Annotated in this window: 22 protein-coding genes; 12 read left to right on the forward strand and 10 right to left on the reverse strand. The window is 59.8% G+C overall.

Annotation, left to right across the window (positions count from 1 at the left end; translation table 11 throughout):
- Positions 1-68: 68 nt before the first annotated feature.
- Together AC1Q6D_RS19005 and AC1Q6D_RS19010 are read right to left on the reverse strand one after the other, a co-directional pair.
- The gene (locus tag AC1Q6D_RS19005; protein WP_047531652.1) at positions 69-1,418 is read right to left on the reverse strand and encodes an NCS2 family permease; all 1,350 of its coding nucleotides are present in this window, start codon (positions 1,416-1,418) and stop codon (positions 69-71) included.
- A gap of 297 nt (positions 1,419-1,715) precedes the next feature.
- Positions 1,716-2,162, reverse strand: a complete 447-nt coding sequence (locus tag AC1Q6D_RS19010; protein ID WP_103402579.1) for a MarR family winged helix-turn-helix transcriptional regulator — start codon at positions 2,160-2,162, stop codon at positions 1,716-1,718.
- Between the two features lie 82 nt (positions 2,163-2,244).
- Here AC1Q6D_RS19010 and AC1Q6D_RS19015 point away from each other — a divergent pair, with 82 nt between their 5' ends.
- The gene (locus AC1Q6D_RS19015) at positions 2,245-3,411 is read left to right on the forward strand and encodes an aminotransferase-like domain-containing protein (RefSeq protein WP_103402580.1); all 1,167 of its coding nucleotides are present in this window, start codon (positions 2,245-2,247) and stop codon (positions 3,409-3,411) included.
- Positions 3,412-3,487: 76 nt separating this feature from the next.
- Here AC1Q6D_RS19015 and AC1Q6D_RS19020 read toward each other — a convergent pair whose 3' ends face one another.
- From AC1Q6D_RS19020 to AC1Q6D_RS19040, 5 genes are all read right to left on the reverse strand, one after another.
- The gene (locus AC1Q6D_RS19020; RefSeq protein WP_103402581.1) at positions 3,488-3,859 is read right to left on the reverse strand and encodes a glutathione S-transferase N-terminal domain-containing protein; all 372 of its coding nucleotides are present in this window, start codon (positions 3,857-3,859) and stop codon (positions 3,488-3,490) included.
- A gap of 103 nt (positions 3,860-3,962) precedes the next feature.
- Positions 3,963-4,508 (reverse strand): GTP cyclohydrolase I FolE, encoded by a 546-nt coding sequence (gene folE, locus AC1Q6D_RS19025; RefSeq protein ID WP_024076633.1) that lies wholly within the window; start codon positions 4,506-4,508, stop codon positions 3,963-3,965.
- A 77-nt stretch (positions 4,509-4,585) separates the two neighbouring features.
- The gene (locus AC1Q6D_RS19030; RefSeq protein ID WP_103402582.1) at positions 4,586-5,143 is read right to left on the reverse strand and encodes a Smr/MutS family protein; all 558 of its coding nucleotides are present in this window, start codon (positions 5,141-5,143) and stop codon (positions 4,586-4,588) included.
- Between the two features lie 87 nt (positions 5,144-5,230).
- Entirely contained in the window at positions 5,231-5,551 is a 321-nt protein-coding gene (locus AC1Q6D_RS19035; protein WP_103402583.1) for a hypothetical protein, read from the reverse strand.
- A 131-nt stretch (positions 5,552-5,682) separates the two neighbouring features.
- Entirely contained in the window at positions 5,683-6,273 is a 591-nt protein-coding gene (locus tag AC1Q6D_RS19040; protein ID WP_047531636.1) for a cysteine hydrolase family protein, read from the reverse strand.
- Between the two features lie 239 nt (positions 6,274-6,512).
- On the opposite strand from AC1Q6D_RS19040, the gene prmB reads away from it, so the two are divergent.
- Entirely contained in the window at positions 6,513-7,421 is a 909-nt protein-coding gene (prmB, locus tag AC1Q6D_RS19045) for a 50S ribosomal protein L3 N(5)-glutamine methyltransferase (RefSeq protein WP_103402584.1), read from the forward strand.
- Between the two features lie 71 nt (positions 7,422-7,492).
- On the opposite strand, the gene AC1Q6D_RS19050 is transcribed toward prmB, so the two are convergent.
- Together AC1Q6D_RS19050 and AC1Q6D_RS19055 are read right to left on the reverse strand one after the other, a co-directional pair.
- The gene (locus tag AC1Q6D_RS19050; RefSeq protein ID WP_103402585.1) at positions 7,493-8,284 is read right to left on the reverse strand and encodes a hypothetical protein; all 792 of its coding nucleotides are present in this window, start codon (positions 8,282-8,284) and stop codon (positions 7,493-7,495) included.
- Between the two features lie 139 nt (positions 8,285-8,423).
- The gene (locus tag AC1Q6D_RS19055) at positions 8,424-9,377 is read right to left on the reverse strand and encodes an alpha/beta hydrolase (RefSeq protein ID WP_103402586.1); all 954 of its coding nucleotides are present in this window, start codon (positions 9,375-9,377) and stop codon (positions 8,424-8,426) included.
- A gap of 129 nt (positions 9,378-9,506) precedes the next feature.
- Here AC1Q6D_RS19055 and aroC point away from each other — a divergent pair, with 129 nt between their 5' ends.
- From aroC to mtnC, 5 genes are read left to right on the forward strand one after another with little or no spacing between them, the layout of a single operon-like run.
- Positions 9,507-10,598, forward strand: coding sequence for a chorismate synthase (gene aroC, locus AC1Q6D_RS19060; RefSeq protein WP_103402587.1), 1,092 nt, complete (start codon positions 9,507-9,509; stop codon positions 10,596-10,598).
- 28 nt (positions 10,599-10,626) lie between these two features.
- Positions 10,627-11,778 (forward strand): MFS transporter, encoded by a 1,152-nt coding sequence (locus AC1Q6D_RS19065; RefSeq protein ID WP_161793938.1) that lies wholly within the window; start codon positions 10,627-10,629, stop codon positions 11,776-11,778.
- Positions 11,775-12,401, forward strand: a complete 627-nt coding sequence (locus AC1Q6D_RS19070; RefSeq protein WP_103402588.1) for a methylthioribulose 1-phosphate dehydratase — start codon at positions 11,775-11,777, stop codon at positions 12,399-12,401. Before AC1Q6D_RS19065 ends, AC1Q6D_RS19070 begins: the two co-directional genes overlap by 4 nt.
- A gap of 19 nt (positions 12,402-12,420) precedes the next feature.
- A complete protein-coding gene (locus AC1Q6D_RS19075) occupies positions 12,421-12,966 on the forward strand; it encodes a 1,2-dihydroxy-3-keto-5-methylthiopentene dioxygenase (protein WP_103402589.1) in 546 nt (181 codons plus the stop codon).
- Between the two features lie 4 nt (positions 12,967-12,970).
- Entirely contained in the window at positions 12,971-13,654 is a 684-nt protein-coding gene (mtnC, locus tag AC1Q6D_RS19080; protein ID WP_103402590.1) for an acireductone synthase, read from the forward strand.
- Positions 13,655-13,778: 124 nt separating this feature from the next.
- On the opposite strand, the gene AC1Q6D_RS19085 is transcribed toward mtnC, so the two are convergent.
- Complete coding sequence (locus AC1Q6D_RS19085; protein ID WP_103402591.1) at positions 13,779-14,057, reverse strand: DUF3509 domain-containing protein; 279 nt, start codon at positions 14,055-14,057, stop codon at positions 13,779-13,781.
- Between the two features lie 344 nt (positions 14,058-14,401).
- Between AC1Q6D_RS19085 and AC1Q6D_RS19090 the strand changes: the two genes are divergently transcribed.
- The 5 genes from AC1Q6D_RS19090 (at position 14,402) to speE (ending at position 18,896) form a co-directional block, all read left to right on the forward strand.
- Positions 14,402-16,240, forward strand: coding sequence for a long-chain-acyl-CoA synthetase (locus AC1Q6D_RS19090; protein ID WP_103402592.1), 1,839 nt, complete (start codon positions 14,402-14,404; stop codon positions 16,238-16,240).
- Between the two features lie 96 nt (positions 16,241-16,336).
- Positions 16,337-16,855 carry an ankyrin repeat domain-containing protein gene (locus AC1Q6D_RS19095; RefSeq protein WP_103402593.1) on the forward strand — a complete coding sequence of 173 codons (519 nt, stop codon included), beginning with the start codon at positions 16,337-16,339 and terminating at the stop codon, positions 16,853-16,855.
- A gap of 96 nt (positions 16,856-16,951) precedes the next feature.
- Positions 16,952-17,482 carry a hypothetical protein gene (locus AC1Q6D_RS19100; protein WP_090463937.1) on the forward strand — a complete coding sequence of 177 codons (531 nt, stop codon included), beginning with the start codon at positions 16,952-16,954 and terminating at the stop codon, positions 17,480-17,482.
- 82 nt (positions 17,483-17,564) lie between these two features.
- Positions 17,565-17,756 (forward strand): PLDc N-terminal domain-containing protein, encoded by a 192-nt coding sequence (locus tag AC1Q6D_RS19105; RefSeq protein ID WP_047531608.1) that lies wholly within the window; start codon positions 17,565-17,567, stop codon positions 17,754-17,756.
- A 264-nt stretch (positions 17,757-18,020) separates the two neighbouring features.
- The gene (gene speE / locus AC1Q6D_RS19110) at positions 18,021-18,896 is read left to right on the forward strand and encodes a polyamine aminopropyltransferase (protein ID WP_047531607.1); all 876 of its coding nucleotides are present in this window, start codon (positions 18,021-18,023) and stop codon (positions 18,894-18,896) included.
- The last annotated feature ends 12 nt before the right edge of the window (positions 18,897-18,908 follow it).

The raw sequence follows: 18,908 nt of genomic DNA on the forward strand, positions 1-18,908 counted from the left end.
TTCCTCCATTTGCACAAAAGCCTCACCCGACGGGGTGAGGCTGGTTTGAAGCGCGTACCGCGTAAGGTCTACAAGAAGATGAACTTGGCGATGAAGATCGCGCAGAGCACCCACAGACTCGCGGAAATTTCCTTGTACTTGCCAGTGCCGGCCTTCAGGACCACGTAGGTGATGAAGCCCAGCGCGATACCGTCAGCGACCGAAAAGGTCAGGGGCATCATGATGGCGGTGACGATCGCCGGAATGCTGTCGGTCGCTTCGTCCCACTCAATGTGCTTCATGCCACCCATCATCAGCATGGCCACGTAAATCAGTGCGCCTGCGGTGGCGTAGGCGGGAATCATGCCGGCCAGCGGGGCGAAGAACATGGCTGCAATAAATAGCACACCTACGGTCACTGCGGTAAGACCAGTCCGACCACCAGCCGCTACACCCGCGGCACTTTCCACGTAGCTGGTGACAGGAGGAACACCGACGATCGCGCCGAATACGCTGGAGGCGCTGTCGGCTTTCATGGCGCGGGAGAGGTTTTCGATGCGGCCATCGGCATTGACCAGGTTGGCGCGCTGCGCTACGCCCATCAGGGTGCCGGCGGTGTCAAACATGTGCACGAAGAGGAAGGCCAGCACCACACTGATCATGCTGACGTTGAACACGCCGGCGAGGTTCATTGCCATCCAGGTCGGGGCCAGGCTCGGCGGTGCCGACATGATCCCTTCGTAATGCACCAGTCCCAGGCCCCAACCGGCCAAGGTCACGGTGATGATGCTGATGAGGATCGCGCCGAACACTTTGTGGTAGCTGAGCACGGCGATCATCAGAAAGCAGATGGCGGCCAGCAGCGGGCCAGGCTCGCGCAGGGAACCGAGCTTGATCAGCGTGGCTGGACTGTCGACGATGATGCCGGCGGTTTTCAAGCCGATCAGCCCCAGGAACAGACCCACGCCCGCACCCATGGCGAAGCGCAGGCTCACCGGGATGCTGTTGAGCAGCCATTCGCGCACGCGCGAGAAGGTCAGGATCATGAACAGCACACCGGACACGAACACCGCACCGAGGGCGGTTTCCCAGTTGTAGCCCATGGTGCCGACCACGGTGTAGGTGAAGAAGGCGTTCAGGCCCATGCCCGGCGCCAGGCCGACGGGCCAGTTGGCGTACAGGCCCATCAGCAGGCAACCCAGTGCGGCGGCGATGCAGGTGGCGACGAACGCCGCGCCGTGATCGATCCCGGCGTCGGCCATGATGTTGGGGTTGACGAAGATGATGTAAGCCATCGTGATGAAGGTAGTCAGACCGGCAATCAACTCGGTCTTCACCGTGGTGCCATGCAAGCTGAGTTTAAAGATGCGCTCCAGCCAGCCATTGCGTAAAGGCGGCGAGAGATCCAGCGTCGATGCTTCGGATTTGCGGCTTTCCACAGCGAATACTCCTCAAGAGTTTTATTGTTATTTCCAGGGCCGGACCCGAGAGGGGGGCAGCGGCCCTTTGAGGCACTTGCGAATTTGTTGACTGCTTGGTCAGGAACTCGCACGAGGTGGATTATGCTTTTGTGTACAAATAAAGCAAATATTGTTTTTTATTTTGTGGACGAAAAGTTTGGCAATAGGGATATATGGCCTTCGCGGGCCTCATCGCCAGCAGGCTGGCTCCCACAGGTTTTGTGCTCACCACAAATCACGGTGGGAGCCAGCCTGCTGGCGATAAGGGCAGAACAGTCAATCAACAACAGCCTGACTTTTCCCAAGAGCCATATTCACCGCCAACCACCCATTCACCGCCGCTTCCCCGGCCTCGGCAAACACCCGTTCCAGCAATTTCACCTGCTCGCGGCGCAGTGATTGTTCGAAACGCGCCCCATCGTCGGTCAATTCCAGCAGGCGTTTACGCTTGTCGGTCTCGGACGCGACGCTGTTCACCAGATGCATTTCCAGCAGTTGGCGCAATGGCATGTTCAGCGCCTGCTTGCTCACGCCCAGCAAGGCCAGCAACTGCGTCACACTCAAGTTCGGGTAGCGTGCGATGAAAAACACGATGCGTTGGTGCACACGGCTCAAGCCTCGACGCGCAAGCATTTCGTCGGCCTTGGCGGTGAAGGCCTGATAACCGAAGAAAAACGCTTCCATGGCTTGTTGCTGGGATGTCGGGTTTTTAAGGTCAAGCATATTGACGTATCCGCTCGGGCTGACGTAATTTTGGTCAACAAGTTTGACTCATTTTCCTCTGGCCTCGCTACCGGTGATCCCCATGGCTTTTTCCGAACGTGTTTCGCGCCTTAAAAGTTCTCTGATCCGTGAAATCCTCGCCGCCGCCCAGCGCCCGCAAGTGATGTCGTTCGCCGGCGGGTTACCGGCCGAAGCCATGTTGCCCAAGGTCGAATGGGATCAGATGCCGCTGAGCATGGGCCAATACGGCATGAGCGAAGGCGAACCGGCGTTGCGCGAGATGTTGGCCGCCGAGGCCCGGGCGCTGGGCGTGCCCTGCGAGGCGAGCCAAGTGTTGGTGGTCAGTGGCTCGCAGCAGACCCTCGACCTGGCGGCCAAGCTCTACATCGACAAGGGCACCGAGATCCTGCTCGAAGCGCCGACCTATCTCGCAGCGCTGCAAATCTTCCAACTGTTCGGTGCCGAGTGCCTGACCGTGCCGCTGCAAGCCGATGGTCCGGACCTGGCGCAATTGCGCACCCGTCTGGAAAAACACCGTCCGGCGTTCATCTACCTGATCCCGACGTTCCAGAATCCATCGGCTGTGCGCTATAGCGAAGCCAAGCGCAATGCCGTGGCGGCGTTGCTCGACGAGTTCGGCGTGACCCTGATCGAAGACGAGCCTTACCGCGAACTGACCTTCGACGGAGGCAGTGCCACGCCGATTGTCAGTCGCTTGAAGAAATCCAGTTGGATCTACACCGGCACCGTGTCGAAAACCTTGCTGCCCGGTTTGCGCGTCGGTTACCTGATTGCCAGTGCGGATCTGTTTCCGCATTTGTTGAAACTCAAGCAATCGGCGGATCTGCACACCAACCGCGTCGGCCAGTGGCAAGCCCAACAGTGGATTGGCAGCGAAAAATTCCGTGAGCATTTGAGTGAATTGCGCGACTTTTACCGGGAGCGTCGCGATGCGTTTCAGGCGGCCCTGGAAACCCATTTTGCCGACCTGGCGGACTGGAATGTGCCCCAGGGCGGGCTGTTTTTCTGGCTCACTCTCAAGCAGCCATTGGACACCCGAACCTTGCTCCATACGGCGTTGGCCAATGATGTGGCGTTCATGCCGGGCGAGCCGTTCTTCCCGGATCCCGACAACAACCCCGGGCATCTTCGGTTGAATTTCAGCCACATCGACCCGGCGCGGCTGGATGAAGGGCTCAAGCGGTTGGCGGCGGTGGTGCGTCAGGCGCAGGCGGCGCAAGCCGCCTGAAAACCAATAAACCGGCGCAAGGGCCGGTTTATGTTTGCCTGAAGATGTGTGGGGCCGTCAGCCCCGGTGAGATTTTTCAGGCCGCAGCGAAGCGCTTGTCCAGATAGTCAATGATCACCTTGGATTCATACATCCAGGTGGTCTGGCCATTCTCTTCGATGCGCAGGCACGGCACCTTGATCTTGCCGCCTTGCTCCAGCAGGGTCTGGCGATCCTGTTCGTTGTTCTTCGCATCGCGCAACGCCACCGGCACATTCAGGCGGCGCAGGGTACGACGGGTTTTCACACAGAACGGGCAGGCGTGGAATTGATACAGGGTCAGGTCCTTGGCGGCGCTGTTGACCAGGGCCTGAGCCTCGACCGGGCGCTGCTTCTTGCCGGGGCGAGTGAGAAAGTCGATGAAGATGATCAGTTGGCCAAGGCCGACACGAAGCGCTTTTACGAACACGTTGAAAGCCTCACGGAGCGAAAAATGAAAGGCGCGCAGCTTACCTGATTTTCGCGGACGAAAAAAAACCGGCGATGAATGCCGGTTTTTTTCGTGCTGCGAATTACTTGATGAGGCTGAGGAATTCGCTGCGAGTCGCGGCGTTCTCGCGGAACTCACCGAGCATCACCGAGGTGATCATCGACGAATTTTGCTTTTCCACGCCGCGCATCATCATGCACATGTGCTTGGCCTCAATCACCACCGCAACGCCCAGGGCACCGGTGACTTGCTGGACCGCGTCGGCGATCTGGCGGCTGAGGTTTTCCTGGATCTGCAGGCGGCGGGCGTACATATCGACGATCCGCGCGACTTTCGACAACCCCAGGACCTTGCCGCTCGGGATGTAGGCGACATGGGCCTTGCCGATGAACGGCAGCAGGTGGTGCTCGCACAACGAGTACAGCTCGATGTCCTTGACCAGCACCATTTCGCTGTTGTCGGAGCTGAACAAGGCACCGTTGGTGACTTCTTCGAGCGTCTGTTCATAACCGCGGCAAAGGTACTGCATGGCTTTGGCGGCACGTTTCGGCGTGTCGAGCAGGCCTTCGCGGGAGACGTCCTCGCCCAGTTGGCCAAGGATCTCGGTGTAATTCTGTTCCAGGGACATGAAACTACCTGTGGGATTTTACGCAAAGGGCAAGGGTACGGTGGCGGACACGACGCTGCAAGCATGACGCATCAGCTTTACTCGTCTCGACCTTCCATCATGGTTCGTTTGAGCATCACATACACGGCACCGGCGCCGCCATGTCTGGGTTGGCACGAGGTGAAGCCAAGTACCTGCGTATGCTGGCGCAACCACGTGTTGACGTGGCTTTTGATCATTGGCCGCTTACCGTCCAGGCGCACGGCCTTGCCGTGGGTGACGCGCACGCAGCGGATTTCGAATTTGGTCGCTTCGGCCAGAAAGGCCCAGAGGGTTTCCCGGGCCTTTTCCACGCTCATGCCGTGCAGGTCGAGGCTGCCTTCGAACGGAATCTGGCCGATCTTGAGCTTGCGCATCTGGCTTTCCTGCACACCGTCGCGCGCCCACATCAACTCGTCTTCCGGGCCGACATCGATGACGAACTGATCGGAGAGTCCGTCGACGGTGGTGGCGTCGGTGCGCACGGTGGCGGCCTGACGCAGCTTGGCGATCTGCGCGCGGTCAGCCTTGGGTTTGCCGGTTTCGGCGCGATCGTGCTTGATCGGCTTGACGCCTTGGATCGCACTTTTGAACAGGAAAAAATCGTCGTCTTGCATGTCAGCCTCCGCGAAGGGCGGCCAGTTTACCCAACTCCAGGCGAATGGGCGCGCGACAAAACACGCGCGTTCGATGTGAGCGCGGGTTCAGTCGTGTTTTTTCATCAAATGCGGGGACATGGCCAGCTCTCGCGACTGGCGCGAGCGACGACGGCTACGACGCCAGAGCCACACGCCGAGGTACAGCACGCACAAGCCAATCGCCAGAATCACCGCCGCACCGGCGCGATTGGTGTTCATCTCGCCCAGGGCGGGTGCGTGGCCGAGCAGGCTGGCGATACCGGCCATGGCGAGTAACACACCGGACATTGCCAGCAGCGCGGCAATCGTCGCGCCGATTCGAAAACGCCAGTTGCTTTGGCCTTTGGGCCGCAAGCGGCGAGCGTCAAAACCATCGGATAACTTCATTCCGACCTTCCTCAATGGGTATCGGCCCTTCGACCGGGAGTTGACCGGGTTGTTCCTGAGGCTAAGACAATTACGGCTAACGAGAGGCTTTTGCGGATGAGCGGCGGTATAGACCGCTCATTGAGCGTCGATCAGATCAGTTCGCGGGTCAGGGCGAGGGTGGCGAAGTTGTCTGCCATGATCGCCATTTCGGTCTGCTGGACGTGCTCGGCGCTCAGGACGCCGCCCTTGTAGGGCAAGTCGCGGGTGGCGCAGGCGTCTTCCACCAGGGTGCAACGGAAGCCCAGGTTCTTCGCGGCGCGTACGGTGGTGCTGACGCTGGAGTGGCTCATGAAACCGCAGACAATCAGGTCGAGGGCGCCCAGATCCTGCAGGCGTTTTTCAAGTGGGGTGCCGTGGAACGCGCTCGGCAGCAATTTGCCGATGATGGTTTCGTCGCCCTGTGGCTCCAGCCCCGGGATGAACTCGCCGCGTTCGCCTTGCGGGTCGAACAGGCCACCCACGGTGCCGAGGTGGCGCACATGCACGATCGGGCGGCCGGCGGCGCGGGCAGCGCCCAACAATTGCTTGATGTTCGCGACGGCAGCGTCCATGCCACTCAGGGCCAATGGACCGTTGAGGTATTCTTTCTGGGCATCGATGATCACAAGCGTCGCATGGCTCAGATTGGCTGCTGCATAACCGCGGCCGCTGAGTTGAAACATCGTTTTTGGAACAGACATTCTGGGGCTCCTTGGAGTGGGGCTTTTGCGACATTGTCCTCTGGCTGAGCGCTTCTGTGAATGGCTACCATTACAAGCGCCGTCGTTACTGGCGTGCAGCGTTGTCAAGTGGTCCGTTTTGTTCAAGACCGAGCGTAAAAAAGAGATTAGTCCTACAACAGCCCCAGTGTTTTTCCTGCGTCGTCGCGGCAGCGTTTGACTGATAGAATCGCCCGTCGATTTTTCTGGAGTTTGCCGTCGTGATCACTTCCCGCCTTCGTACCCTGCGTGACCATATTCGTTGGGCCGTCAGCCGCTTCCATGGGGAGGATCTGTTTTTCGGCCATGGCACCGACAACGCCTGGGACGAAGCCCGTCAACTGGTGTTGGGTGCACTGCACTTGCCGTGGGAAATTGCCGACAGCTATCTCGATTGCAATCTGGAAGAAGACGAACTTGTCCACCTGCAACACTTGCTCAAGCGTCGTATCGAAAAGCGCGTCCCGACCGCGTACCTGCTGGGCGAAGCCTGGTTCTGCGGCCTGTCGTTCATCGTCGATGAGCGCGTGCTGATCCCGCGTTCGCCAATTGGCGAGCTGATCGAAAGTCGCTTTACGCCATGGCTGGCCGACGAGCCTGCGCGAATTCTCGACCTGTGCACCGGCTCCGGCTGCATCGGCATCGCCTGCGCTTACGAGTTCCAGAATGCCGAAGTGGTGCTGGCCGATCTGTCGTTCGAAGCGCTGGAAGTGGCCAACCAGAACATCGAGCGTCACGGCGTCGATGAGCGGGTCTACACCGTGCAAGGTGATGGTTTCGATGGTTTGCCGGGGCAGCGTTTCGACCTGATCGTGTCAAACCCGCCTTACGTCGATGCCGAGGATTTCGCCGACATGCCGGACGAATACCAGCACGAACCGGAGCTGGGCCTGGCCTGCGGTGAGGATGGTTTGAACCTGGTACGGCGCATGCTCGCCGAAGCGGCCGATCACCTGACCGAGAAGGGGTTGTTGATCGTCGAGGTGGGCAACAGCCAGGTACACGTCGAGGCGTTGTACCCTGAAGTCGATTTCGCCTGGCTGGAGTTCGAGCGCGGCGGGCATGGCGTGTTCATGCTGTCGGCAGAACAGTGCCGGGATCATCAGGCATTGTTCGCGTCCCGCGTCTGACCGCAATCTTTATGGCGAGGGAGCAAGCGCCCTCGCCATAAAAGCGTCTCACCGCAGACCGATTTCGGCGGTTACCGGTGTGTCGCAATCCAGATCAACAACCCCGCCTGAAACACCGCAAACGCCACGAGGCAGGTGATGGTGAATCGCAAGCCGGCGTCTTCACGCTTGTACTTGCTGACCTTTTCTTCGTGTTTCTTGAGTTTGACTTCCTGCTCGGCCAGGTTCTGCTCGGCTTGCTGCAGCATCTGCGCTGCCTCGAGAATTTCCACGATCTGCAGTTTTTCCGTGTTCCAGTCACCCGACAGGTCGCCGACCTGGACTTCCTTGACGCTGCCCTTCAAATGCTGGGCGTCGGCGTAAACCACATCGAAACCGTGCACCCGCAAAAAGTGGTCGCGACGCAGGCGGGTGTCTTCGTTCAGCGCATCCTTGTTGTTCAGGTCGGTGCCGTCGACGGTGTAGCCGGGCCATCGTTTCTTCGCCCAGGTGATGCCCTGGGCCGCCATGAAGCGACCGATACCACGGTTCATCGGTTCGATTTGCAGGCCGCTGTCCGGCCCGAAATGCACGCGCTTTTCGCTGTGGTCGACCCACACGTCCAGATGATTCTGTTCCTTGCGCACGCGTTGGCCGGGCAGGGTGATGCTCATGCGCATCAGGCTGCGCTGCTTGTCGTTGCGCTCGGCATAACCGAACTCGACAAAGCGCAGGGGGCGCCCGCCGGTGTTGCGGTCGGTCTGCAGCGGCGCCAGACGGAGCATCTTGTGGTGCTCGACGTGAACGTCCGCCCAAGGCAGCTCGACCGCTGGCGGTGCGTCTTTTTCAGCGGTAGTGTCGGGTGAAGTCTGGGTATCGGTCATAACGGCGAGATCCTGTCCAAGCTCTGCTTGCCGCCAGCCAGTGCGCTGGCGACAAAGGCTTATCGGCCGTTTTTTTCAAGACTGGAGGGCGACGAAGCGTTCTCGAGCGGTTTTCACGCCACAATGTCGTTTAAAGCGCTTAACGGGTGCGAATTGCGTCAATAAACCCGAGGATTCGAGTGCCCAGTTCGGCCGCCAGGGGCAATTGCGGATCTCTATAGGAAGCCAATTGCCGTTTTACGTCGTTGGGCACGATGCGCATGACGTGGTTCATGCCTTCGATGAGTGCCAGTTCGGCGTCCGGTTTGGCAGCCTTGAGCATTTTGGCGTCATTGACGCCGACCTGAATATCGTTGCTGCCCTGGATGATCAACGCCGGCATTTTCAACTTCGCGAACGCCGCCGCAGGGTCCTGGCGGAACAGCGAAATCAGGTACGGCTGCACGCTCGGGCGGAATATCGCCTGCAAGGGCGGTGGCACGTTATCGTCGGTTTTCCCGGCCTTGAGGCTGTCGAGCAGTTCGTTACTGCGCAGCATCAATGGCGGCGGCAGGTGATTGCTCAGTTGTTGGCGCACCACTTGATCGATCGGCCGGGCGCTGCCGGACAAGGAAATCACTGCGGCCGCATCGACACTCGGCGCCGCGAGACTGGCGATCAAGGCGCCTTCGCTGTGCCCCAGCAAAATCAGCTTGCCGAAACGCGGATCGTCCTTGAGCTTGCGCCCCCAGGCTTGGGCGTCGGAAACATAGGCGTCCAGCGTCAGGTTGCGCTCGTCAGGGGTCGCCGCCAGGCTCGCCGCAACGCCGCGTTTGTCGTAACGCACGCTGGCGATGTTGTGTTTGGCCAGCACCCAGGCCAGCCGTTTCAGGCTGTCATTGCGCCCGCCGTCGGGGTTATTGCCGTCTCGATCGGTTGGGCCGGAGCCGGAAATGATCAGGACAACTGGCACAGGCGTGTCGGACTTGGGCAGCAGCAGCGAGCCGAAAAGCTCTCCGCTCCCGGTATCCAACGTGATCGGCCGTTGCAGGACGGTGGCCTGGACGAAACCGGTAAACAGGGTAAGGCTCAAGGCTAGAACTCGCAGCATCATCACGCCATCATGAACGAAGATGCCGGTTGGACTCGCCGACACCCATAAGGTTCGAGGATGAACTACTTGGGTAGCCTGCGTATACTGGCGCGCATTACGTATTCAGGTTCATTTCACGGAGCGTCCTGCATGTCCGGCAATACCTACGGCAAGCTGTTCACTGTCACCACCGCTGGCGAAAGCCATGGTCCGGCGTTGGTCGCCATTGTCGATGGCTGCCCGCCGGGCCTGGAGATCTCCCTGGAAGATCTGCAGCGCGATCTCGACCGGCGCAAGCCTGGCACCAGCCGCCACACTACCCAGCGCCAGGAAGCCGACGAAGTCGAAATCCTTTCCGGCGTATTCGAAGGTCGCACCACCGGGTGCGCCATCGGCCTGTTGATCCGCAATACCGATCAGAAATCCAAGGACTACTCGGCGATCAAGGACCTGTTCCGCCCGGCCCACGCCGACTACACCTACCACCACAAGTACGGCGAGCGCGATTATCGCGGCGGTGGCCGCAGCTCGGCCCGTGAAACCGCCATGCGCGTTGCCGCTGGCGCGATTGCGAAAAAATACCTGGCGACCCAGGGCATCGTCATTCGCGGCTACATGAGCCAGCTCGGCCCCATCGAAATTCCGTTCAAGACCTGGGACTCAGTAGAAGAAAACGCCTTCTTCAGCCCGGACCCGGACAAAGTGCCGGAACTGGAAGCCTATATGGACCAGTTGCGCCGCGACCAGGATTCGGTCGGCGCCAAGATCACGGTGGTCGCCGAAGGCGTGATGCCGGGCCTCGGCGAGCCGATTTTCGATCGCCTCGACGCGGAACTGGCCCATGCGCTGATGAGCATCAATGCGGTCAAGGGCGTGGAAATCGGCGCCGGTTTCGCCAGCGTCGCCCAGCGTGGCACCGAGCATCGCGATGAAATGACTCCGCAAGGTTTCCTCAGCAACAACGCTGGCGGCATTCTCGGTGGCATCTCTTCCGGTCAGCCGATCGTCGCGCACCTGGCCCTGAAGCCAACGTCCAGCATCACCACGCCCGGCCGTTCAATCGACATTCATGGCAACCCGGTGGACGTCATCACCAAGGGTCGTCACGACCCGTGCGTCGGCATTCGCGCCACGCCGATCGCCGAAGCGATGATGGCCATCGTGTTGATGGACCACCTGCTGCGCCACCGTGGGCAAAACGCCGATGTGCGCGTGAGCACCCCGGTGCTGGGTCAGCTTTAATGGCTGACCTGATAGCCGCTGCAGTCTGATGGCTGTGGCGGCGCTGCCGTACTGGCGGCTTTCCAGTTTCTATCTGTTCTATTTCGCCTTGCTCGGTTCGACGGCGCCGTTTCTGGCGCTGTACTTCGATCACCTGGGATTTTCCGCCGCGCGCATCGGTGAGCTGGTGGCGATCCCGATGTTGATGCGATGCGTGGCGCCGAACATCTGGGGCTGGCTGGGTGACTACACCGGCCGGCGGCTGGCCATCGTGCGTTTCGGCGCGGTCTGCACGCTGCTGACCTTTTCACTGATTTTTGTCAGCAAGACCTACGCCTGGCTGGCGATGGTCATGGCCTTGCATGCGTTCTTCTGGCACGCCGTGTTGCCGCAATTCGAAGTCATCACCCTCGCACACCTGCAGGGCCAGACCTCTCGCTACAGTCAGATTCGCCTGTGGGGCTCCATCGGTTTCATCATCACCGTGGTCGCGCTGGGCCGGTTGTTCGAATGGCTGAGTCTCGACATCTACCCGGCGGCGCTGGTGCTGATCATGGCCGGGATCGTGCTCAGCAGCCTTTGGGTGCCGAACGCGCAACCGGCGCCGGGCCACCGGGTGGCGGGGGAGGGATTTCTCAAGCAACTGCGCAGCCCCGGCGTGCTGGCTTTTTACGCGTGCGTGGCGCTGATGCAGATGAGCCATGGCCCGTACTACACGTTTCTGACCTTGCACCTTGAGCGATTGGGCTACAGCCGAGGGGTCATCGGCATGCTCTGGGCCGTCGGCGTGGTGGCTGAGGTGCTGATGTTCATGGCCATGAGCAAAATCCTCGCGCGATTTTCGTTGCGCCGGGTGCTGCTGGCGAGTTTTCTGCTGGCGGCGTTGCGATGGTTGTTGCTGGGTTCGTTGGCTGAGTTCCTCTGGGTGTTGTTGTTTGCCCAGGTGTTGCACGCGGCGACATTCGGCAGCTTTCACGCCGCTGCCATTTCATTCGTGCAACGTAGCTTCGGCGCGCGTCAGCAAGGCCAGGGCCAGGCGTTGTACGCGGCACTGGCCGGGACCGGCGGCGCACTGGGCGCGTTGTACGCCGGTTACAGCTGGAACGCCCTGGGCGCCGCATTGACCTTTAGTATTGCCAGCCTCGCAGCCCTCGCGGCTGCCGTTATCATTGCCACATGTATGCAAGAGGACAGGCCATGAGCCTTACCCGTGAACACCTCGCCCAGGAAATCATCGACGCCGGGCGTTTCCTGTATGGCCGCGGCTGGTCGCCGGCCACCAGCAGCAATTATTCGACCCGACTGTCGCCGACCGAAGCGCTGCTGACGGTGTCGGGCAAGCACAAGGGTCAATTGGGCCTGGACGATGTGCTGGCCACGGATCTGTCGGGCAACAGCCTGGAACCGGGCAAGAAACCGTCCGCCGAAACCCTGCTGCACACTCAGCTCTACAGCTGGCGTCCGGAGATCGGCGCGGTGTTGCACACCCACTCGGTGAACGCCACGGTGCTGTCGCGCCTGACGCCGGAAGACTTCATCGATTTCGAAGATTACGAACTGCAAAAAGCCTTCACCGGCGTATCGACCCACGAGTCGCGGGTACGGGTGCCGATTTTTGACAACGATCAGGACATTGCGCGCCTCGCCGCCAAGGTACAGCCTTGGCTCGACGCCCATCCCGATTGCGTTGGCTACCTGATTCGCGGCCATGGCCTCTACACCTGGGGCGCACGCATGAGCGACGCCCTGCGGCAGATCGAGGCCTTTGAATTCTTGTTCGAGTGCGAGTTGAAAACCCGCTCGCTCTCTCACCGTAAAGCCTGAACCGTCAAGGAGTTGCCCGATGAGCAACCTGTCCGTCTACCACGTCTCAAGCCCTGACATTCCGAACAAGGTGCTGACCCATTTCGAAGACATCGCCTCGACCCTGGCCGAGCAGGGCGTACGGTTTGATCGCTGGCAAGCGGCGACGAAAATCCAGCCGGGCGCCAGTCAGGAAGAAGTGATCGCCGCCTATCAAGAGCAGATCGACAAGCTGATGACCGAGCGCGGCTACATCACTGTCGATGTGATCAGCCTGAACAGCGATCACCCGCAAAAAGCCGAATTGCGCGCCAAGTTCCTTGATGAGCACCAGCATGGCGAAGACGAAGTGCGTTTCTTCGTCGCCGGCCGTGGCTTGTTCACCCTGCACATCGACGATTACGTCTACGCCGTGCTCTGCGAGAAAAACGACCTGATCTCGGTGCCTGCCGGTACCAGGCACTGGTTTGACATGGGGGAGCATCCGCACTTCGTCGCGATTCGTCTGTTCAACAACCCGGAAGGCTGGGTGGCCAACTTCACCGGCGAAGACATCGCTGGCCGCTTCCCGCGTCTTGAGGACTGAAACGATGCCGATCAAAGCGATTCTCACCGACATCGAAGGCACCACCAGCGCGGTGAGTTTTGTGTTCGACGTGCTGTTTCCCTACGCCGCGAAACACCTGCCGGACTTTGTCCGTCAGAACGCCGGGCGCAATGACGTCGCTGAACAACTGGCCAGCGTGCGCCGCGACAGCAATGCGCCGGATGCCGACGTCGAGCGGGTGATCGAGATTCTGTTGGGCTGGATTGCCGAAGACCGCAAGGCCACGCCGCTCAAGGCGTTGCAAGGGATGGTCTGGGAGCAGGGCTACCAGGCTGGGCAACTCAAAGGCCACGTCTACCCCGACGCCGTCGAAGCGCTGAAGCACTGGCATCAGCAGGGGTATCAACTGTTTGTCTATTCCTCGGGCTCGATCCAGGCCCAGCGCCTGATTTTCGGCTGCTCGGAAGCGGGGGATTTGACGCCACTGTTCAGCGGCTATTTCGACACCACGTCAGGACCCAAGCGCGAAGCACAGTCCTATACCAACATCACACAGGCCATTGGCCTGGAAGCCTCGCAGATTCTGTTTCTGTCGGACATCGTCGAAGAGCTGGACGCGGCGCGCAGGGCAGGGATGGCCACGTGCGGGCTGGCCCGTGAGGGCGGGGAATTGGCGGGGCATGTCACGGTGGACAGTTTTGCGCGGATCGATCCCTCGACGTTCTAAGCCACACATAACCAAGGAGCCAGCCTGCTGCCGATGGACCCGAGTGCGCCGGGTTTAACCAGGACACGCGCGTTATCGTTGACGACTATCGCGAGCAGGCTCGCTCCTACAGTTGTTTCAGGCGTTACAGCGAATGATAGGTCGGCAGGGCAAACCGCTGCTGGCTTTGGAGCATGGAGATTTGTGGCAGTTCGCTGGCTTGTTCGGCGAGGTCGCGACGGATCGCGCTGATGACCCACGACAGTTGATCGCCGTTGTGCAATTGCTGGTAGGAAATCGAGCGCTTGAACACTTTGTCTTCGCCACCGCGCAGGGTCAGCAGAATCCCGCCGTCAGGTCGTGGCTGGGTGGTGACTTCGAAGTTGGAAAACAAGGACGAAAATTTTTCTTGAATCAGGCTCATGTCTTTCGGCTCCGTTAGCGCTGGAATGGCAAGCATGAGGGGGTAGTTGCAGCGATTGTGCCAGCACGCGAATTTAATGAATTTCTATATAAATCAATAAATTACGTTTTTTGCTGATTTAATTTTCCGTGCAATTTGCATGAAGGGCCATCGTGCATCCTGCATTTTGCGTGGTCGTCGGCGATTCGATGGAACCATTGCGCGCGCAGATGCTCATGATTTCCAACATCGCTGTGGCGGATACAAAACATTTCAAAAACCGCGTGTACAGCTCAAGAACCGTTGACGTATTTTCGGGCTCAATCAACGCCGCCCGACAATAAAAAGATCGAACGGGAGCAACCATGAGCCGCACACCACGCGACACCATCACCTGGGGCATGATGCTCCGCAAGCTGCCGTCCATTGCCAAAGCCATTCCGCGGGTGGTGAAGGGAATGAAAGTGGCTAACGTCAAGGACCCGACCCAAGCGTGTGGCCTGGGCTGGAGTTTCGAACAAGCGACCTTGCGCAATCCCCAAGGGCCGGCCTTGCTGTACGGCGAGGTCACGCTGACTTATGCACAGGTCAACGAGTGGGCCAATCGCATCGCCCATCACTTGATTGCCCAAGGCATCGGCAAGGGCGATGTGGTGGCGGTGTTCATCGAAAATCGTCCGGAGCTGCTGGTGACGATATTGGCGGTGGCCAAGGTCGGAGCGATCAGTGCGCTGCTCAATACCTCACAAACCCGCGATACCCTGGTGCATAGCCTGAATCTGGTGGCGCCGGTGGCCATCGTCGTCGGCGAAGAGCTGGTGGCGGCGTTTCTGGCGGTACGCGAACGGGTATCGATGGCGCAGGCCCGCACCTGGTTTGTCGCTGATCGGGACACCTACAGCCATCCGGGCGTTTCCCCCGAGGGTTTCGTCAACCTGATGACCGCCAGCCTCGACAACGCCTGTGACAACCCCGTCAGCAGCCAGCAGGTGTTTTTCGACGACCCCTGTTTCTATATCTACACCTCGGGCACGACCGGGTTACCCAAGGCCGGGGTGTTCAAGCACGGGCGCTGGATGCGCAGCTCGGCGAGCTTCGGCATGATCGCGCTGGATATGCGCCCGGACGATGTCGTCTATTGCACCTTGCCGCTCTATCACGCCACCGGACTTTGCGTGTGCTGGGGTTCGGCCATCAGCGGTGCCTCGGGATTTGCCATCCGGCGCAAGTTCAGCGCCAGTCAGTTCTGGAACGATGTGCGCAAATGCCGCGCGACCACCCTCGGTTACGTCGGCGAATTGTGCCGTTATCTGGTCGATCAACCGCCCACTGCCGACGACCGCCAGCACGGCGTCACCAAAATGATCGGCAACGGCCTGCGCCCCGGCGCATGGGGTGAATTCAAGACACGTTTCGGCGTGTGTCACATCTGCGAGCTGTACGCCGCCAGTGACGGCAATATCGGTTTCACCAACATTCTGAATTTCGACAACACTGTCGGTTTTTCCCTGATGTCCTGGGAGTTGGCGGTTTACGACCACGACAGCGGCGCGCCGATTCGCGAAGCCAACGGCTTCATGCGCAAGGTGGGCAAGGGCGAGCAGGGGTTGTTGCTGGCGAAAATCGACGACAAGGCGCCACTGGACGGTTACACCGATCCGCAAAAGACCGAAAAAGTCGTGCTCCACGACGTGTTCGTCAAGGGTGACCGCTACTTCAACACCGGCGATCTGTTGCGCAACATCGGTTTTGGCCATGCGCAGTTCGTTGATCGGCTGGGTGACACCTATCGCTGGAAGGGCGAAAACGTTTCGACCACCGAGGTCGAGAACATCCTCCTGCGACACCCGCATATTTCCGAAGCCGTGGCCTATGGTGTGGAAGTGCGCAACACCAACGGCCGCGCCGGCATGGCCGCCATCACGCCGGCCGAATCCCTGGCGACCCTGGATTTCAGCGAGCTGCTGGCCTTCGCCCGGCAACAGATGCCGGCCTACGCCGTGCCATTGTTCCTGCGGGTGAAAGTGAAAATGGAGACCACCGGGACCTTCAAATATCAGAAAACCCGGCTCAAGGATGAAGCGTTCGACCCGGCCCGGAGCGGCGCTGACCCGATCTACGCCTGGCTGCCGGGAACCGAAACGTACGTGCAGGTGACGGAGCAAATGCTGAAGGATATCCACGGCGGTCGATATCGATATTGAATGTGCCTATGGCCCCGCTTCAGAAAAAAGAAGTGACAGTAGCGGGGCTGCTCGGGAAACTGTCGGCTTTGCGAATAACTGAAAGTGGAGCGTTCAATGTCAGACAAAAGCCGCCAGATGACTCCCGAAGAAGCTGCCGAATTTGCCGAACAGGTATTCAACAAGGCACGGGAGGGCGATGCGGCCATGATGGCTGCGCTGCTGACCAAGGGCTTGCCGCCGAACCTGCGCAATCACAAGGGCGACACCTTGCTGATGCTGGCCGCTTACCATGGTCATGTGGACACGGTAAAAGTCTTGCTCGAACACAAGGCCGATCCGGAGATCCGCAACGACAACGGCCAGAGCCCGATTGCCGGCGCCGCCTTCAAGGGCGACCTGGCGGTGGTCACGGCGCTGGTTGAAGGCGGGGCACAAGTCGAAGGCTCGTCGTTCGATGACCGTACGGCGCTGATGATGGCGGCGATGTTCAACCGCGTCGCCATTGTCGACTACCTGATCAGCAAAGGTGCCGATCCGAAAGCCAGGGACGCCAATGGCATCACCGCGCTGGAAGCCGCCAGGACCATGGGGGCTGTGGACACCGTTGCGCAGTTGGAAAAACTGCTGGGCTGACGCTGTACTTCTGTGGCGAGGGAGCAACCTGCGCAGCACTCACTGAATGCGTTATCCTTCGCGCCCTCAAAATTCCCTCGCTACAGGATCTGCCCCATGAAAGCCGCACTCGTCGAACTCATCAGCAAAATCAGCTCCGGGTGCATGGGCGATGACGAAATCCTCAAGGTCGCTGACGAGGCGGCCCAGGCTTACGCGGACCCCGAGGGTTTCCTGGCGGCCAATCCGGACATCAACTACGACGACACCTTCCCGATCCCGCTGGGCGAGTGGGTGGTCGTCGGCAGTCTGCCGGAGACCGTGATGTTCCAGGCCGACACCTACATGGACCTGTTCGCGCAGATCGTTGCTTCGTTCGGGCCGGGCGTCGACTTCAATATCAAACCCAAGCAACTGGCCAAGACCGAAGCCCTGACCGCGCTCAATCGCATTCAGGTGCAAATGAGCAGCCTGAACAAGGAAAACGGTGGCTATGTGCTGATGAACTTCAGCCAGTTGCTCGACGATGAACTGCAAGTCGTTCTGGTCTACGGCAACGACGTGCCGCGGGTGCTGGAACTGTGCGCCGAAGTCGGCATTGCCGCTGCGCCGTCCCTGGAAGCCTTGAAAGTGGCCGTTCACGTTTAAAACCGCAAGCTGTCAATAAAAACGGAACCCTGGCCTCGGGCAGCTATCCTAAGAGGGCCAATCACTCTTCAGGAGCGTCACCATGGGTTCCACGTTCAACAGCCTGGTAGGCCTGATCATCCTTGCCCTGGACATCTGGGCAATCATCAACGTACTCAAAAGTGGCGCCGAAACCGGGATGAAAGTCCTCTGGGTGCTGTTGATCCTGTTGCTGCCGGTTTTGGGCCTGATCATTTGGGCGATCGCGGGGCCACGGGGTAACGTCAGAATCTGAAGTCATTCTCCCAAGCGACATAAAATCTGTGGGAGCGAGCCAGCTCGCGATGACGGCGGCACATTCGGAATTGATGTGGCGGACAAATCGCTATCGCGAGCAGGCTCGCTCCCACAGGGCATTGTGGCGAGACATCAAGTGAGGTTCGACCTGTCATCTTCCTCGACGTAGAATGCGCGCCTTTCCCGGTCAATCGAGCCGATCGATTGGCCATCATGGGCGGGTAACCGTCCGTTGCCACCCGCATTCATCGGAGCACTTCCCATGAGCATCACCCCGACCAACGACTACCTGGAAACCCTCTACGAAGGCTATGGCCAGCGTTTTCGCATGGAAAAACTGCTGCACGAAGTGCGCACCGAACACCAGCACCTGGTGATTTTCGAAAACCCGCGCATGGGCCGGGTCATGGCGCTGGACGGCGTGATCCAGACCACCGAAGCCGACGAATTCATCTACCACGAAATGCTGACCCACGTGCCGATCCTCGCCCATGGCACCGCCAAGCGCGTATTGATCATCGGTGGCGGCGACGGCGGCATGTTGCGTGAGGTGGCCAAGCACCGCAGCGTCGAGCACATCACCATGGTCGAGATCGACGGTACCGTGGTCGAAATGTGCAAGGAATTCCTGCCGAATCACTCCAAGGGCGCGTTCGACGATCCACGCCTGAACCTGGTGATCGACGACGGCATGCGCTTCGTCGCCACCACCACTGAAAAGTTCGACGTGATCATTTCCGACTCCACTGACCCGATCGGGCCAGGCGAAGTGCTGTTCTCGGAGAACTTCTATCAGGCCTGCCACCGCTGCCTGAACGAAGGCGGCATCCTGGTCACGCAGAACGGCACGCCGTTCATGCAGATCGAAGAAGTCAAAACCACCGCCGGTCGTCTGCGCAGCCTGTTCCCTGACTGGCACTTCTATCAGGCCGCCGTGCCGACTTATATCGGCGGCGCGATGACCTTCGCCTGGGGCGCGACCAATACCGCTTATCGCAAATTGTCCCGCGAAACCCTGCAACAACGGTTCGCCGGCAGCGGCATCATCACCCGCTACTACAATCCGGAGATCCACATCGGTGCCTTTGCCTTGCCGCAGTACGTTTTGCAGGCTGTGAACAAGCCAAGCAACGACTGATAGCGCGTCAAT

It is taken from the genome of Pseudomonas sp. MT92, from assembly GCF_058792515.1.